This is a genomic window from Mesorhizobium sp. WSM4821, assembly GCF_055901555.1.
Map to the genome: position 1 here is coordinate 1,073,210 of NZ_CM148371.1, position 14,156 is coordinate 1,087,365.

12 protein-coding genes are annotated in these 14,156 nt (G+C 64.8%); 5 read left to right on the forward strand and 7 right to left on the reverse strand.

Features of this window, described 5'->3' with window-relative positions; genetic code table 11:
- Positions 1-106: 106 nt before the first annotated feature.
- The 3 genes from AC0NID_RS04930 (at position 107) to AC0NID_RS04940 (ending at position 3,620) form a co-directional block, all read left to right on the forward strand.
- Positions 107-1,168, forward strand: a complete 1,062-nt coding sequence (locus tag AC0NID_RS04930) for an LLM class flavin-dependent oxidoreductase (protein ID WP_473451519.1) — start codon at positions 107-109, stop codon at positions 1,166-1,168.
- 122 nt (positions 1,169-1,290) lie between these two features.
- Complete coding sequence (locus AC0NID_RS04935; RefSeq protein WP_473451367.1) at positions 1,291-2,460, forward strand: AI-2E family transporter; 1,170 nt, start codon at positions 1,291-1,293, stop codon at positions 2,458-2,460.
- 158 nt (positions 2,461-2,618) lie between these two features.
- Positions 2,619-3,620: an LLM class flavin-dependent oxidoreductase gene (locus AC0NID_RS04940; protein ID WP_473451368.1), complete on the forward strand. Its 1,002-nt coding sequence runs from the start codon at positions 2,619-2,621 to the stop codon at positions 3,618-3,620.
- A 206-nt stretch (positions 3,621-3,826) separates the two neighbouring features.
- Here AC0NID_RS04940 and AC0NID_RS04945 read toward each other — a convergent pair whose 3' ends face one another.
- The 6 genes from AC0NID_RS04945 to AC0NID_RS04970 are packed head-to-tail and all read right to left on the reverse strand — an operon-like array spanning position 3,827 to position 11,080.
- Complete coding sequence (locus tag AC0NID_RS04945; protein WP_473451370.1) at positions 3,827-4,285, reverse strand: MarR family winged helix-turn-helix transcriptional regulator; 459 nt, start codon at positions 4,283-4,285, stop codon at positions 3,827-3,829.
- Entirely contained in the window at positions 4,282-4,866 is a 585-nt protein-coding gene (locus AC0NID_RS04950; RefSeq protein WP_473451372.1) for an amino acid synthesis family protein, read from the reverse strand. The genes AC0NID_RS04945 and AC0NID_RS04950 overlap by 4 nt, the downstream gene beginning before the upstream one ends.
- Positions 4,859-5,740, reverse strand: a complete 882-nt coding sequence (locus AC0NID_RS04955; protein ID WP_473451374.1) for a UPF0280 family protein — start codon at positions 5,738-5,740, stop codon at positions 4,859-4,861. Before AC0NID_RS04955 ends, AC0NID_RS04950 begins: the two co-directional genes overlap by 8 nt.
- The gene (locus tag AC0NID_RS04960) at positions 5,740-7,281 is read right to left on the reverse strand and encodes a 6-hydroxynicotinate reductase (protein ID WP_473451376.1); all 1,542 of its coding nucleotides are present in this window, start codon (positions 7,279-7,281) and stop codon (positions 5,740-5,742) included. The genes AC0NID_RS04955 and AC0NID_RS04960 overlap by 1 nt, the downstream gene beginning before the upstream one ends.
- Positions 7,278-10,220 (reverse strand): molybdopterin-dependent oxidoreductase, encoded by a 2,943-nt coding sequence (locus tag AC0NID_RS04965; protein ID WP_473451378.1) that lies wholly within the window; start codon positions 10,218-10,220, stop codon positions 7,278-7,280. Before AC0NID_RS04965 ends, AC0NID_RS04960 begins: the two co-directional genes overlap by 4 nt.
- Positions 10,217-11,080, reverse strand: a complete 864-nt coding sequence (locus AC0NID_RS04970; protein ID WP_473451379.1) for an FAD binding domain-containing protein — start codon at positions 11,078-11,080, stop codon at positions 10,217-10,219. The genes AC0NID_RS04965 and AC0NID_RS04970 overlap by 4 nt, the downstream gene beginning before the upstream one ends.
- 284 nt (positions 11,081-11,364) lie before the next feature.
- Between AC0NID_RS04970 and pncA the strand changes: the two genes are divergently transcribed.
- On the forward strand, positions 11,365-11,964 hold the full coding sequence (gene pncA, locus AC0NID_RS04975) for a bifunctional nicotinamidase/pyrazinamidase (protein ID WP_473451381.1): 600 nt from the start codon (positions 11,365-11,367) through the stop codon (positions 11,962-11,964).
- Between the two features lie 41 nt (positions 11,965-12,005).
- Positions 12,006-13,436, forward strand: a complete 1,431-nt coding sequence (locus AC0NID_RS04980) for a sodium:proton antiporter (RefSeq protein WP_473451383.1) — start codon at positions 12,006-12,008, stop codon at positions 13,434-13,436.
- Here the strand turns inward: AC0NID_RS04980 and AC0NID_RS04985 are convergent, their stop codons facing one another.
- The gene (locus AC0NID_RS04985; RefSeq protein ID WP_473451521.1) at positions 13,437-14,156 is read right to left on the reverse strand and encodes an ABC transporter ATP-binding protein; all 720 of its coding nucleotides are present in this window, start codon (positions 14,154-14,156) and stop codon (positions 13,437-13,439) included. It abuts the gene before it with no gap.

Genomic DNA, 14,156 nt, shown 5'->3' on the forward strand with positions numbered 1-14,156 from the left:
GAATTCGGTTGAAACCGACATGCACTGTTCACCATCCGCCCCTCTGGCGACGCGACAGACGGATCGCTACCTCTAGCGGGAAAACGCAACGCCAGGATGACACATGATGGAACTCGGTCTCTACACCTTCGCTGACGTCAGCCCGGAACCCGGCCCTGGTGCCATCGGTGCACATCAACGACTGCGCAACCTGATCGATGAGATTGAGCTGGCCGACCAGGTCGGCCTCGACGTGTTTGGGCTGGGCGAGCATCACCGCCCTGATTATGCCGCTTCCGCGCCGGTCGTGGCCCTGGCCGCGGCGGCCGAACGGACCAGGCGCATAAAGCTGACCAGCGCGGTCACCGTGCTGTCCTCCGACGATCCGGTTCGCGTCTTCCAGCAGTTTGCGACGCTTGACCTTCTGTCCGGCGGCCGGGCCGAGATCATGGCCGGGCGCGGCTCATTCATCGAATCCTTTCCGCTGTTCGGCTATGACCTCGAAGACTATGACGAGCTCTTTGCCGAAAAGCTCGATCTACTGCTTGCCATCCGCGATCATGTCAAGGTGACCTGGTCGGGCAGGCTGCGCGCTGCAATCAATGATCGCGGCGTCCATCCCCGTCCCTTCCAGGACAAATTGCCGATCTGGATCGCGATTGGCGGTACGCCGCAATCGGCCGCGCGGGCCGGCGCGCTCGGCCTGCCGCTGGCGCTGGCCATCATCGGCGGCGAGCCGGCGCGGTTCGCGCCGCTGTTCGATATCTACCGGGAGGCAGCCAAACGGGCCGGCAACGATCCGTCTGGTCTGGCCACCAGCCTCAACGTCCACGGCTTCATCGCCGAGACCACCGACCAGGCGGCCGACGATTTTTATGGGCCGCAGGCCGAGGTGATGAACCGCATCGGCCGCGAGCGCGGTTGGGGTCCGACGTCGAGGGTACATTTCGACCAGTCGCGCGCCCCGAACGGCGCGCTGTTCGTCGGCAATCCCGAACAGGTGGCCGAGAAGATCGTTGCCCAGCACAGGATATTCGGCAACGATCGCTTCCTGCTGCAGATGGCGATCGGCATCATGCCGCACGCCAAGATCATGAAGGCGATCGAGCTCTACGGCACCAAGGTTGCGCCGATCGTGCGTAGGGAAACGGCGACGGCCATCCCGGCCGCGGCCGCGCCGGCCGCCTGATTCGTCGGCAAGATCGCAGGAGGGCTAAGGTTATCGTCAACGCCGGCTAACGGAACTTTGAAGCCGCAAAGGCGTTTTCGCCAGCAGCGCACACCAGTCGCGATGTGCCGCCGAGGGCCAGAATGAAAGCCGAACCCGCTGCTTTGGCCGCAGGTGCTGCCGAGAACACAGATTCGCGCGTCGAGGCGCGTAACGACACGCATCTGATGCGTTCGCTGCTTGTCGGCATCTTCATCCTGATGGCGATCTACGCGCTCTACTTCGCCAAAGCCTTCTTCATGCCGGTCATTCTGGCTTTCCTGCTGGCGCTGACGCTGACGCCGATCGTCCGCTTCCTGCGCAAGCACGGCATGCCCGATGTGATATCGGCGACTCTTCTGGTGGTGCTGTCGGTCAGCGTCCTCGCGGTGGCCGGCTATCTGCTCAGCGGCCCGGTCATAGACCTCATCAACAACACTTCCTCGATTGGCCAGCAGCTTACAGAGCGTCTGGCGCAACTGCGCCGTCCTTTCGAAAGGATCGTGGAGATTTCGCGTCAGATAGAGGGCCTGACGCAGACATCCCAGGAGCCGGGTGTTCAGAGGATAGCCATGGCGCAATCCGGCCTTCTCTCGCAAGCCGCCAGCAACTTGCTATCGGCGGGCACCAGCGTGCTCATCGTCTTCGTCCTGTCGCTGTTCCTGCTCGCTTCCGGCACTATGTTCTATGAGAAGATCGTGCAGTCCTTCCCTAGTCTCAGCGAGAAAAAGCGGGCACTGCGCGTCGTCTATGACGTCGAACGCGAAATCTCGCACTACCTGCTTACCGTCGCCGTTATCAATACATGCCTGGGCGTGGTCATCGGGCTCGGCCTCTGGGCGCTCGGCGTGCCCAACCCACAGGTCTGGGGCGCCGCGGCGGCTCTGCTCAATTTCCTGCCCTATATCGGGGCGGCGATTACGATCACGCTTGTCGCGATCATGGCGCTGATCAGCTTCGACAGCATCTCCTACGCGCTGCTGGCGCCGGCCTTCGTGATTCTGTGCGATACCGTCGAAGGTCAGTTCGTGACGCCGACGGTGGTCGGCCGGCGACTGGAGATCAACGCCGTGGCGATCCTCATCGCCATTGCCTTCTGGTCTTGGCTGTGGGGTTTCGTCGGTGCGCTGATGGCGGTGCCGCTGCTGGTCGTCATCAAGGTGTTCTGCGACCACTTCGACGGCCTCAGCTATGTCGGCAATTTCCTGGCGGCGCAGCATACGGGAGTCGAGGACGAAGAGATTTCCGATGCCGAGAAAGCGGCGGACGCATGATCCGGAAACCGGAATAAGTTCCGAGGAATGCTCAAGCCAAAAGAAAATGCCGGAGCGTCCTTCGCGCCTTCCTGGACACGCTGCGTCTGTTCAATTTTTTGAATTTGCGGCCGTGGCGGTCGCTTCCTACATCCTTCCCGTCCGCAGGATCCCCGCCCATGACCGCTCTTTCCGTTCTCGACCTGTCGCCGATCGCCGAAGGCAGCAACGCGTCGCAATCGCTCACCAATTCGCTCGATCTCGCCCGCCATGCCGAGCGGCTGGGATACAAGCGCTACTGGCTGGCCGAGCATCACAATATGCCGGGCATCGCCAGCGCCGCCACCTCCGTCGTCATCGCCCACGTCGCCGGCGGCACCAGGACGATACGCGTCGGCGCCGGCGGCATCATGCTGCCCAACCATTCGCCGCTGGTCATTGCCGAGCAATTCGGCACGCTTAACGCATTGCATCCCGGCCGCATCGACCTCGGCCTCGGCCGGGCGCCGGGCACCGACATGGGCACGGCGCGCGCACTGCGCCGCAACCTCGAGGCCGGCGCCGACAGTTTCCCGCAGGATGTCGTCGAGCTGATGGGCTATTTCCAGCCGGCCGAAGACGGCCAGCGCATCCGCGCCGTGCCGGGCGAGGGCGAAAAGGTGCCGATCTGGATCCTGGGCTCAAGCCTCTATGGCGCGCAGCTCGCCGCCATGCTCGGCCTGCCCTATGCGTTCGCCTCGCATTTCGCGCCGGCCGAACTCGACCACGCGCTGGAGATATATCGCGCGCGATTCCAGCCGTCGGAACAGCTCGACAGGCCCTATGTGATGCTCGGCCTCAACGTGTTCGCCGCGCCCTCCGACGCCGAGGCGCGGCTGCTGTTCACCTCGCTGCAGCAGGCCTTCGTCAATCTGCGCACCGGCCGGCCCGGCCGATTGCCGCCGCCGGTCGAGGGATATGAGTGCGATCTCGATCCGGTGGCAAAAACCATGCTTGGCCAGGCGCTGTCCTGCGCGGTCGTCGGCACCCCGGAGACTGTCCGGCAAGGCATCGAGGCGTTCGTGCGCCGCACCGGCGCCGACGAGTTGATGGTCACCGCACAGATTTTCGACCACGCAGCGCGGGTGCGATCGTTCGAAATCTTGGCAGAAGTCCACAAATCGTTGTCGGAAGCGGCCTGATGGTCTTTTCCGAGACCTGCGAAGGTGCGTTACGCTCTGACGCTTTGTGCGATGCGATCGCATCAGGCGTCCCTTGAGCGCCAGCTTGCCCGGCGGCGCGTCCCCGTTCCCGGCGAGCCGGTCGAGGAGATTGGCCGCCTGCTCGCCGATCGCCTTGACCGGTTGGCAACCGTGGTCAGTTGCGGCTGGACCGACCAAGGCAGCACTCACGTCAGCTTGGCCAAAAGCCTCATGAAGGTGGCAACCTCCTTGGCGGACAGCGGCGCGAGCGTTTCCTCCGTGATGTCGCGGGCGATCGGGATCAGCCGCTCGATGGCATCGCGGCCCTCGGCGGTCAGGTTGACCAGCAGGCGCCTTTTGTCGACCTCATGTTTGGAAAGCTCTACCAGGCCGCGCGCCTTGAGCCGATCGATCACACCTTTCACCGTCGCTGCGTCCATTGCAATCAGGCTGCCAAGCTGGTTCTGCGAGGTCTCGCCGACGTCGTGCAATTTGGCCAGGGCGGCGAATTGCGGCGGCGTCAGATCGGCGATATGCGCCGCGAAGATCGAGACATGACGCTGGTGCGCCTTGCGCAGGATGAAGCCGACCTGCTCCTGCAAGCGGTAGTCGTTTTCGTCAGGCTCCTCGGCCTCGAGCTTGAGCAGATTGTCCTTGCCGCTCACCGCAGCCCGTCCCAAGCCTTGATGTCTTTTGCCGCGAGGCCACCCATGCGGTCATGCACGCGCGGGCCGCAGGACATGGCGAGGCAGAACAGGATCTCGTCGGGACGAGGCCCGTCGCTCATGCCGACCTCCATGGCATCGAAATGGCTGCGCACATAGGCGGCGTTGATGTGGCCGAGCGGCACGTCGAGCCGCGAGCCGAAGGCGCCGACCTTCTTTGCCGACGGCACGATCGCCTTGGCGTCGCCGAGCCGCTCGCGCATGGCATAGCCGCCAGGCACATGCCACAGCGCACCATGCTCCAGCTCGCCCGCTGTGCCGACGATGGCGCCCTTGCCGTAGCCGTCGATCTGCTTCACGTCGCCGCCCAACGCGGCGATGAGCTTGTCGGAGAGCAGCAGGCCCAGCGGCTTCAGATCGTCCATGGCGCCCTGCAGCGCTTCCACATAACGCCCGGCGAACGGGTTCTTCACCACCGCCATGGCGGCAGCGCGGCGACGCGGCACCTTCGCCACCGGCCCGCCCTCGTGAAAGATCTCTTCGGTCAGAACCGCAATCTTGCGGATCGCGAACTCAGGCATGGGCAATTTCCTTCCTTGATTTCTCGTTGGGCGCGGCAAGCGCCATGGGGCCGGCGATCCGTGCCTGACCGGCAAGGAAAAGCGCTGAGGCGGCAATCAGGCCATGTCGCCGAAAATCTTCAGCGACGGCGTGCCCGCTGTCCAGCGCGGTGGCGATTTCGCCAGAGGAAAGCGCGCCGACGCCCCGGACAACCAAGTGATCGCCAAGGTCGCTGTCGGGCGCCAGATCGCGCGCCGGCACGCGCTCGATGGCAGGGTGACCGGGCAGGTCAATGGCGTTGGCGATCAGGGTCGCGGCAGCATCGGCCTTTGCGCCTGTCCGCGCCAGGACGGTGACGGCGTCGGCGATGCCCAGCGAAAAGGAACGGCCGCGCCAGCCGCTTGTCGCGACCCCGCGAATCCCATCCCCAGCGCGGACCGTGATGCGGTCCGCCAGTGTATGACCCGTCCCGGCTATGGCGAGGGTCATGGACTGGCCGGCGCCGAGATGGATTGCGCTGTCGCCGCCATTGTTGACATAGGCGCGATCAAGCCGGCGCCCGGCCAGCATAGCTGCCAGAATTTCGTCGGCTACCGAACCGGCAACGGCCGCCATCGGCGTGATGAATTGTCTCGCCAGGGGAACAACCGCTGCTTCCATGCGGCGCGCCGTCGGCCCAGCGAAAGCACGTGGCCGCAACGAAGCCGGGCGGCGCAGCTCTGGCAGTTCGTCGACGAGTTCCGGCAGGATCGTCTGAAATCGCGCCACCGCCTGGCCGTAGGCGGCGCCACATTCGCTCGCATCGCCGAATGCCTCGATGATCAGGTCGATCGGGCCATGATTGAGATGCAGCCGTCTGCCGTCCTCAAGCCAATGCGCCTGCGGGCCGCTCATCACCCGACCCCATTGCCCGCTGCGCGCCGCAACTGCGCCAGCGGCGGCCACGGGTTGCTGGCTGGCGCGCCCATGCCAAGACGCGGATTGAGGTATTCACCGCCCTTGGCAAGGATGTCCTCAACGCTGCGGATCTCGGCTTCGTAGCCGCCGAGCCTGACATAGTCGTCGCGGCGCAGCGTGAATTCGATCGGCGCCACCAACGCCGGCGTCGGCACATAGCCGAAGGCGTTTTCCGGCACGCGGGTGACGTCGACCATCAGCGTGATGCCGCCGCCCGGCCAGACATAGACCGGCGCGCCGCCGACCGTGACATAAGTCGTCAGGCCCTGTACCGAGCGGGTCAGATTGACCGGGTTCTCGGTGACGCCGGCGCGCAGCGAGCCGCCGGCACCGCCGACGAACAGAACGGTGCACAGCGCCGGCTCGCAATTGTCCTCGATCAGGCCCACGGACTTCTGCAGCCGCTGCGGGAACGGTTTCTGCACCGGCTTCAACTCGTCGTCGAGCTCGTAATAGGCGAACTGCTCGCCGGTGGTCGAGACCATCAGCAGCGACAGGCCCGGCCGCGCGCCTTTCTTCGCATTCCATTCGCCAAGTATCGACAGCGGGTCGGAAATGTTGGTGCCACCCCAGCCGAGGCCGGGCTCCGACACCTTGAAATAGCGGCCCGGCGTCGAACGGCGGCCGATGATCTTGATGCCGGTATCCTGCCAGCCCAGCACCTTGCCTGCCTGATGCTCCGAAACGACGCCGGTGATGTGATCGTCGACCACCACCACCTCGTCGACCAGGCCGCGCCACTGGGTGGCGAACATGCCGATGGTGGCCGAGCCGCAGCCGACGCGCATGCGATGTTCGACCTTGCCATCGATGACCGGCGGCTTGCCGGCTTCGACGATGACCGCAGCACCGCCGTCGATGGTGAGTCCGACCGGTTTGCGGTTGCATAGGTTAAGCAGCGCATCGCAGGTGGCACGACCTTCGGCTTTCGAGCCGCCGGTCAAGTGATGCACGCCACCCAGCGACAGCATCTGCGAGCCATACTCGCCTGTCGTGACATGGCCGATCGCCTCACCCGCGGCGCGGACCGTCGCCGTTTCGGGACCGATATGACGGTCGGTGTCGATCTTTACCTTGACGCCGCAGTAGGAGAAGATGCCCTCGGTGACCACGGTGACGAGGTCGACGCCCTCGACCTCCTGGCTGACGATGAAAGGCGCCGGCTTGTAGTCGGGGTAAGTGGTGCCGGCGCCAATCGCGGTGACGAAGCGGCGGCCGGTGTTGAACAGTTCGCCATCCCAGGCCTCGCCTTCGGCGACAAAGGGGACGACCGCAGCGCCGGTTTCGGCCGCGTGATCGAGGATGGTCAACGGATCCATCCGCACGATCCTGCCGCCGACATTGCCGTAGCGGTCACAGGCGCCGGTGCGGCCATCTGCTATATAGCACATGACCGGACAGGCATCGCAGCGGATCTTTTCCGCTACCTGCTTCTCGCCGGGATCATGCGTCTCGAAGCGTTCGGCAAGCTCGCTCATCGGCGTGCCTCCTTGTCGCGTATCGCAGCGCGGATGCGGGTCGGCGTCGCCGGAATTTTGGTAACCAGGACGCCGGCGGCATGACGGATGGCATTGAGGATCGCGGGCGCCGTCGGGATCAGCACATGCTCGCCCAGACCCTTGGCGCCAAAGGGTCCTTCCGGATCCGGAACTTCGATCAGGATGGTCTCGATCGGCGGCACGTCGCCGATGGTCGGGATGAGGTAATCGTGCAGATTCTCGGTGCGGCCGGGGATGTATTCCTCCATCAGCGCCATGCCGATGCCTTGGGCGATGCCGCCCTCGATCTGGCCTTCGGCGAGCAGCGGATTGATCGCCTTGCCGACATCGTGCGCGGCGGTAATCTTGATCAGCTTCACCGTGCCGAGCTTGAGGTCGACCTCCAGTTCTGCGATCTGCGCGCCGTAGCCATAGACTGCATAGGGCTTGCCCTGGCCCTTGGCGTCGAGCGGCAGCGTCGGCGGATCATAGCTTTCCTCGGCGCGGAAGACGAAACCATCGGCATCGGCCTTCAGCGCAGACAGATCGATGTGCCGTGTCGCTTCGCCCTCGCGGATGATCAGGCTTGTGCCATCCAGAGCTATCGCTGCCTTTCCGGAGACATTGGCGAAGCGCAGCATGGTCTCGCGCAAGGCGCTTCCAGCCTTCTCGGCGGCCTTGCCGGTCACGAAGGTCTGGCGCGAAGCGGATGTCTTGCCGGCGTCCGGCGTGATTGCCGTGTCGGCGCTTTTCAGACGGAATTTTTCGAGCGGCACGCCAAGCGCGTCGGCGCAGATCTGGGCGATGACCGTGTTCGAGCCTTGCCCGATGTCGACGGCGCCCTGATGCAGGACGATATCGCCAGAAGCGGAGATGCCGACCTTGATGGTCGAGGGATTGGGCAGCGAGGTGTTGCCGCAGCCATACCAGCAGGAGGCGACACCGACGCCGCGTTTCCTGTCGTCGTTTGCAGCATTGAATGTCTCCGCATCGGCAAGCGCACGCGCCCAATGCGGTCGCAGCGCTTCAAGACACTGGGCGATGCCGACGCCCGATTCCAGCCTCTGGCCGGTGACCGTTTCGGAACCGTTCCGAAGGCAGTTCTTCAAGCGAAAATCGAGTCGGTCCAGCCCAAGCTTTTCGGCCAACTCGTCGTAAAGCGTTTCCTGCATGATCGTCGCCTGCGGCACGCCGAAACCGCGGAAGGCACCGGAGATCGGCCCATTCGTGTGGATGGCGCGGCCTTCGGCTCGATAGTTCGGCGTCGCATAGGGGCCGGACGCGTGCACCGGCACGCGGTTGGCGACGGTCGGTCCCCAGCTCGCATAAGCGCCGGTGTTGAAATCGCCTGCGAAGACCATGCCAGTGACGCGTCCATCGGCATCGGCGCCGATGGCCGCCTTCATCTCGGCGGGATGACGCTTGGTGGTCGATGTCATCGATTCGTTGCGGGTATAGGCGAGTGCCGCCGGTCGCCCGGTCTTCATCGCGACCAGGCCGATCAGCGGCTGCAACGAAACGTCGAGCTTGGAGCCGAAGCCGCCACCTGTGGCGGTCGGTACGATACGCACCTTGTCGACGGCAAGGCCAAGCACCTTTGCCACGTCGTCGCGGTCCATGTAAGGCGCCTGCGTGCAGGCGACGACGACGAGCGTGTCGCCGTCCATATAGGCATAGCCGGCCTCCGGCTCGACATAGGCATGCTCGACATAGGATGTGTCCACGGCGCCGGAAACGATGAAGGCGGCGCCGGCAAGGGCGGCCTCCGGGTCACCGCGCTCGACAAAGCCTGATGTGAGCAGGTTTTCCGGCCGGTTGTCGTGGATCAGTTGCGCACCGCCGGCTTGCGCCTCGAAAGGCTGCAGGACATGCGGCAACTCTGTCCAACGAACAGGAAAATCCGAAAGGTCGAGATCGAGGATGGCCTCGCGCTCGCCGGCAACCAGCGCCACCGCCTCGCCGCGAAAGCGCGAAAAACCTTCGGCCAGCGCCGGCTGGTCGGCAAAAGGCGCAATGACGCCGAAGCTGTTCTCTCCCGGAATGTCGGCAGCGGTGAAGGCGCCAACGATGCCGGGATGGGTTTTCACCCAAGCGTCGAGATCGCCGAACGCGAAGCGGGCGTGATGATGCGGTGAGCGGACCACCAACACCGCCAGTGCATCGGCCGGGAAGGAATCACCGCCGAATTTTTCGCCGCCGGTGACCTTCGGCAGGCCGTCGAGCCTGATCGGGGACGAACCAACGGCGTGGCCCGAGGTAGGCATTCTGCGATCAAGAGTGCGGTCGAGCTGGTCAGGCTGGCGCTGCCCCTCACCCTTACCCTCTCCCCGTGAAGAACGGGGAGAGGGGGTCGCCAGCGCTGGAGCCTGTCCCTTCCCCCCGTCACTATATGGGGAGAAGGTGCCGGCAGGCGGATGAGGGGCAGCGCTGCCACTCGCGAACCGTCCAGCATCCATCACTGCCGCGACGATCTTCCGGTAGCCGGTGCAGCGGCAGAGGACGCCGCCCAGCGCATCCTGGGTTTCAGCCTCGGTTGGATTGGGTTTGCGGTCCAGCAGCGCGGTTGCCGCGATTAGCAGGCCCGGCGTGCAGATGCCGCATTGCGCCGCGCCGTGGTCGAGGAACGAGGCTTGCAGCGCCGACAGCCTGCCGTTGGCGAGCCCTTCGACGGTGGTCACCATTGTGCCGGCGGCAGAAGCCGCTGACATCAGGCAGGCGCAGACGGGTTCGCCGTCGACAAGCACCGTGCAGGCGCCGCAGTCGCCGGCGTCGCAGCCGACTTTGGTGCCGGTCAGGCGCAATTCGTCGCGCAGCACCGAGGAGAGACGACGAACCGGCGGCACGCAGACGGAAACGGCAGCGCCGTTGACCTCGAAGGCAATGTCGGCGCGTTCCATGCCAGACTGAGCCTTGCTCGTGTCGGGCTGAGCTTTGCTCATGCCGCCGCCACCTTGTCATCCGACGCGTGGCCCGCCGCACCGAACACGGCGCGGGCGACGATCTCGCGCGCGGCGTCCAGCCGGTACTCGGCGCTGCCGCGCACATCGCCGATCGGCGAAAGCTCGTCCATCGGTGCGGACTGGATCGCAGTGGCGAGAGCGTGGCCGACCGGAACGCCGCGCAACGCTGCTTCGACCCCTGAAAGACGCTTGGCGACAACCGAACAGGAGCCGACGGCGACCGCGACCTTGCCGACGATGCCGTCCTCAATGCTCAAGCGGGCGGCCACCATGGCTATGGAAATGACGAGATAGCGACGCGCGCCGAGCTTCACGAAAGCCGACGTGCCGGCGGTTGCGTTTTTCGGCACGCGGATGGCGGTGACCATTTCGCCCGACTGCAGTTCCGTGCGGCGGTTTCCCAGGATGAAATCTTCCAGCGGCAGGCGGCGAGCCATCGCCATCGAGCGCAGTTCGACCTCGGCGTCGAGAACGAGCAGCGCCGGCACGCCATCGGCGGCCGGAGAGGCATTGCAGAGATTGCCCGCGACGGAGGCGACGTTCTGGATCTGCACGGAGCCCACCTCCCGCGCCGCCTGCTTCAGCGCATCGAAGGCCGCCGGCAGCGGATGACGGACAAGATCGGTCCAGGTCGTGCGCGCGCCGATGACCCAATGGTCCTCGGTTTCGGCGATACCGCGCAGCGCTGCCAGACCGTTGATGTCCAAGACATTTTCGCGGAAAGGCTTGGCTCCTTGCGCCGGATAGAAATCGGTGCCGCCGGCAAGGATACGCCACGGGCCCTCGCCCAGCAAAGCGAGCGCCTCGTCGACCGTGGTGGGTTTCGCGTAACGGATCACGCTTTGCCTTCCCGAAAAGGGGTCTTCCGGTGGGATCCTGCCGACGTCCGAACCGGTCAAATTCATTCGTATGCAAATGATATCAAGCCGGCTGGAATTGTCAAAGCCAGAGTTTGCCCCGGCCGTCCGCATCGGCGCGGCGGCACGCATTTGTATGCCGTTGGAGGTTGACGCAGCCGGACATCTGGTCAAGTTTCTGCATCCGTTGTGTCAGCGGCATTTTCCACGTTTCGGCAGACCATCCGTTCCGGTCATGCTTCCGGGACAAACAAGAGGGAGGCTCCATGGCCGACGAAGCGCTTGTAATCATCGACCTGCAGAACGATTTCTGCCCGGGCGGCGCGCTGGCGGTGGCCGGCGGCGACGAGATCGTGCCACTGGTCAACGACCTGATCCGGCGGACCGAACATGTCGTGCTGACGCAGGACTGGCATCCCGCCGGCCATTCGAGCTTTGCCTCCAGCCATCCGGGCAAGCAGCCTTTTGAGTCGATCGATCTGCCTTATGGCCAGCAGACCCTGTGGCCGGACCACTGCATCCAGGGCAGCCTGGGCTCGGATTTCCATTCCGGCCTTGCCTGGACCAAGGCCGAACTGGTGATCCGCAAGGGCTACCACCCCGAGATCGATAGCTATTCGGCTTTCTTCGAGAACGACCGGACGACACCGACCGGCCTTGCCGGCTATCTCCGGGAGCGCGGGATCGACACGCTGACTCTGGTCGGCCTGGCGACCGACTTCTGCGTCGCGTTTTCGGCGCTCGATGCGGTCAAGCACGGCTTTCACACAACAGTGCGGCTCGACGCCTGCCGCGGCATCAACCTCAATGGCTCCCTCGAGACTATGCTGAACCGAATGCGCGATGCCGGCGTGGCGCTGGCTTGAACATTCCCAATCGCATCAGACAGAATTCCAAAGGGGGCTTCATGCGGTTTGCGGCGGCTTTGGCGGCGGGCGCTGTGGTGGCGGTCGCAACCCTGTTTCCCGGAGTAGCCCTCGCAGCCGAGGCCCACGAACTGCCGGGCGAGACAATGTCGCTGTGGTGGGCGCTGCCCTTTGCGGGCCTGCTTCTGTCGATCGCCACCGGACCACTGCTCTTCCACCGTGTCTGGGAGCATCATTACGGCAAGATCACCGCCTTCTGGGCGGCCCTTGTGGTCGTACCGCTGGCGGTTGCGTTCGGCATGCCTTCGGCCGCGGAGGCGGTGCTGCATGCGCTGCTCACCGAATACATGTCGTTCATCATCCTTCTGTTCGCGTTGTTCACCATTTCGGGCGGCATCCTCGTCGCCGGCAACATCCACGGCACGCCGCTGATGAATGCCGGACTGCTGCTGATCGGGGCGTTGCTCGCCTCGGTCATCGGGACGACTGGCGCCTCGATGATCCTGATCCGCCCGATCCTGCGCGCCAACGACAACCGGCCGTTCAACGCCCATGTCGTCATCTTCTTCATTTTCCTGGTGTCCAACATCGGCGGCTCGCTGACGCCGCTCGGCGACCCGCCGCTGTTCGTCGGCTTCCTGCGCGGCGTCGATTTTTTCTGGACCACTGCGAACCTTTATCAGGAGACACTGTTCGTCGGCGGCCTGGTGCTGGCTGTCTTCCTGGCCATGGACATGATCCTGCATCGCCGCGAGGCTGGCGCGCCCAAGATCAAGGATCCGACACCGGACTCCAAGGTACGCATCCGCGGCCTGGCCAACCTCCCGCTGCTGGCCGGGGTGATCGGCGCGATCCTGCTTTCCGCGACCTGGAGGCCTGGCGTGACGTTCTCCGTGCAAGGCGTGGGCCTCGAATTGCAGGACCTCGTGCGCGACGCCATCATCCTGGCGCTTGCCTTCCTTTCGCTCGTCGTCTCGCGCAAGAGCCACAGGCAGGCGAACAACTTCCACTGGGAGCCGATCGCCGAGGTGGCGAAACTGTTCGCCGGCATCTTCATCTGCATCGTGCCGGTCGTCGCCATTCTCAGGGCCGGCCTCGACGGCACGCTGGCGCCGCTGGTCTCGCTGGTCAGCTCGCCCACGGGCGAGCCGAACGACCTTGCCTATTTCTGGCTGACCGGGGCGCTGTCGTCCTTCCTCGACAATGCGCCGACCTATCTGGTGTTCTTCGAACTCGCCGGCGGCGATCCGCAGCACCTGATGACGACCTTCGCATCGACGCTGGCGGCGATCTCGGCCGGGGCGGTGTTCATGGGCGCCAACACCTATATCGGCAATGCGCCGAACTTCATGGTCTATGCCATCGCCAGACATCGCGGCGTCAAGATGCCGGGCTTCTTCGGCTACATGGCATGGTCGGGCGCGGTGCTGATCCCGATATTCCTGATCGCGGGTTTTCTGTTCCTTGGCTGATCAACCCACACCGACATAGCGCCGAACCGCCGACGGATCGGCGCGGAGCGCCTCGACATCGACGGTCTCGCGGTTGCGGCCGTTCTCAATGAACGAGACCCGGTCGGCGACTGACAGCACGGCATCGACCCGCTGCTCGACCAGGATTGTCGAGACGCCAAGGTCGCGCAGCTTCGACACCGTTTCACGGATCCTGGCGATCATCGACGGCATCAGCCCTTCGGTCGGCTCGTCGAGCAAAAGCACCTGCGGTTCGAGACACAGTGCGCGCGCCATGGCCAGCATCTGCTGCTCGCCGCCCGACAGCGTGCCGGAGCGCTGCCTGAGCCGCTGGCGCAACAGCGGGAAGAGGTCGAGCACGTTTTCGCGTGTCGCCTTGCCCTTGCCGCGGGCCATCAGGCCGATCTCGATGTTTTCGGCCACCGTCATCTCGGCGAACAGCCGCCGGCCCTGCGGCACATAGGCGACGCCGGCCTTCGGCACGTCGTGCGCCGGCAGGCCGGTCAGCTCCTTGCCGTCGAGCCTGATCGAGCCGGCGCGTGAGGGAACGAGGCCCATGATCGCCTTCAGCGTCGTCGTCTTGCCGGCGCCGTTGCGGCCGAACAGGCACAGCACCTCGCCCTTGTTCAGCATGAGGTCGAGGCCGTAGAGCACCTGGACCTCGCCGTAGAAGCAGTCGAGCCCGGAGATGGTCAGCGCTTCGGTCTGTGTTTCGGTCAT

Bases quoted from the DNA above. Each gene is read 5' to 3' on its own strand.
- AC0NID_RS04950 (WP_473451372.1), bottom strand. From the start codon at position 4,866: ATGCCTGAGTTCGCGATCCGCAAGATTGCGGTTCTGACCGAAGAGATC.
- AC0NID_RS04980 (WP_473451383.1), top strand. From the start codon at position 12,006: ATGCGGTTTGCGGCGGCTTTGGCGGCGGGCGCTGTGGTGGCGGTCGCA.
- AC0NID_RS04985 (WP_473451521.1), bottom strand. From the start codon at position 14,156: ATGACCGAAACACAGACCGAAGCGCTGACCATCTCCGGGCTCGACTGC.
- pncA (WP_473451381.1), top strand. From the start codon at position 11,365: ATGGCCGACGAAGCGCTTGTAATCATCGACCTGCAGAACGATTTCTGC.
- AC0NID_RS04935 (WP_473451367.1), top strand. From the start codon at position 1,291: ATGAAAGCCGAACCCGCTGCTTTGGCCGCAGGTGCTGCCGAGAACACA.
- AC0NID_RS04940 (WP_473451368.1), top strand. From the start codon at position 2,619: ATGACCGCTCTTTCCGTTCTCGACCTGTCGCCGATCGCCGAAGGCAGC.
- AC0NID_RS04955 (WP_473451374.1), bottom strand. From the start codon at position 5,740: ATGAGCGGCCCGCAGGCGCATTGGCTTGAGGACGGCAGACGGCTGCAT.
- AC0NID_RS04960 (WP_473451376.1), bottom strand. From the start codon at position 7,281: ATGAGCGAGCTTGCCGAACGCTTCGAGACGCATGATCCCGGCGAGAAG.
- AC0NID_RS04930 (WP_473451519.1), top strand. From the start codon at position 107: ATGGAACTCGGTCTCTACACCTTCGCTGACGTCAGCCCGGAACCCGGC.
- AC0NID_RS04965 (WP_473451378.1), bottom strand. From the start codon at position 10,220: ATGAGCAAAGCTCAGCCCGACACGAGCAAGGCTCAGTCTGGCATGGAA.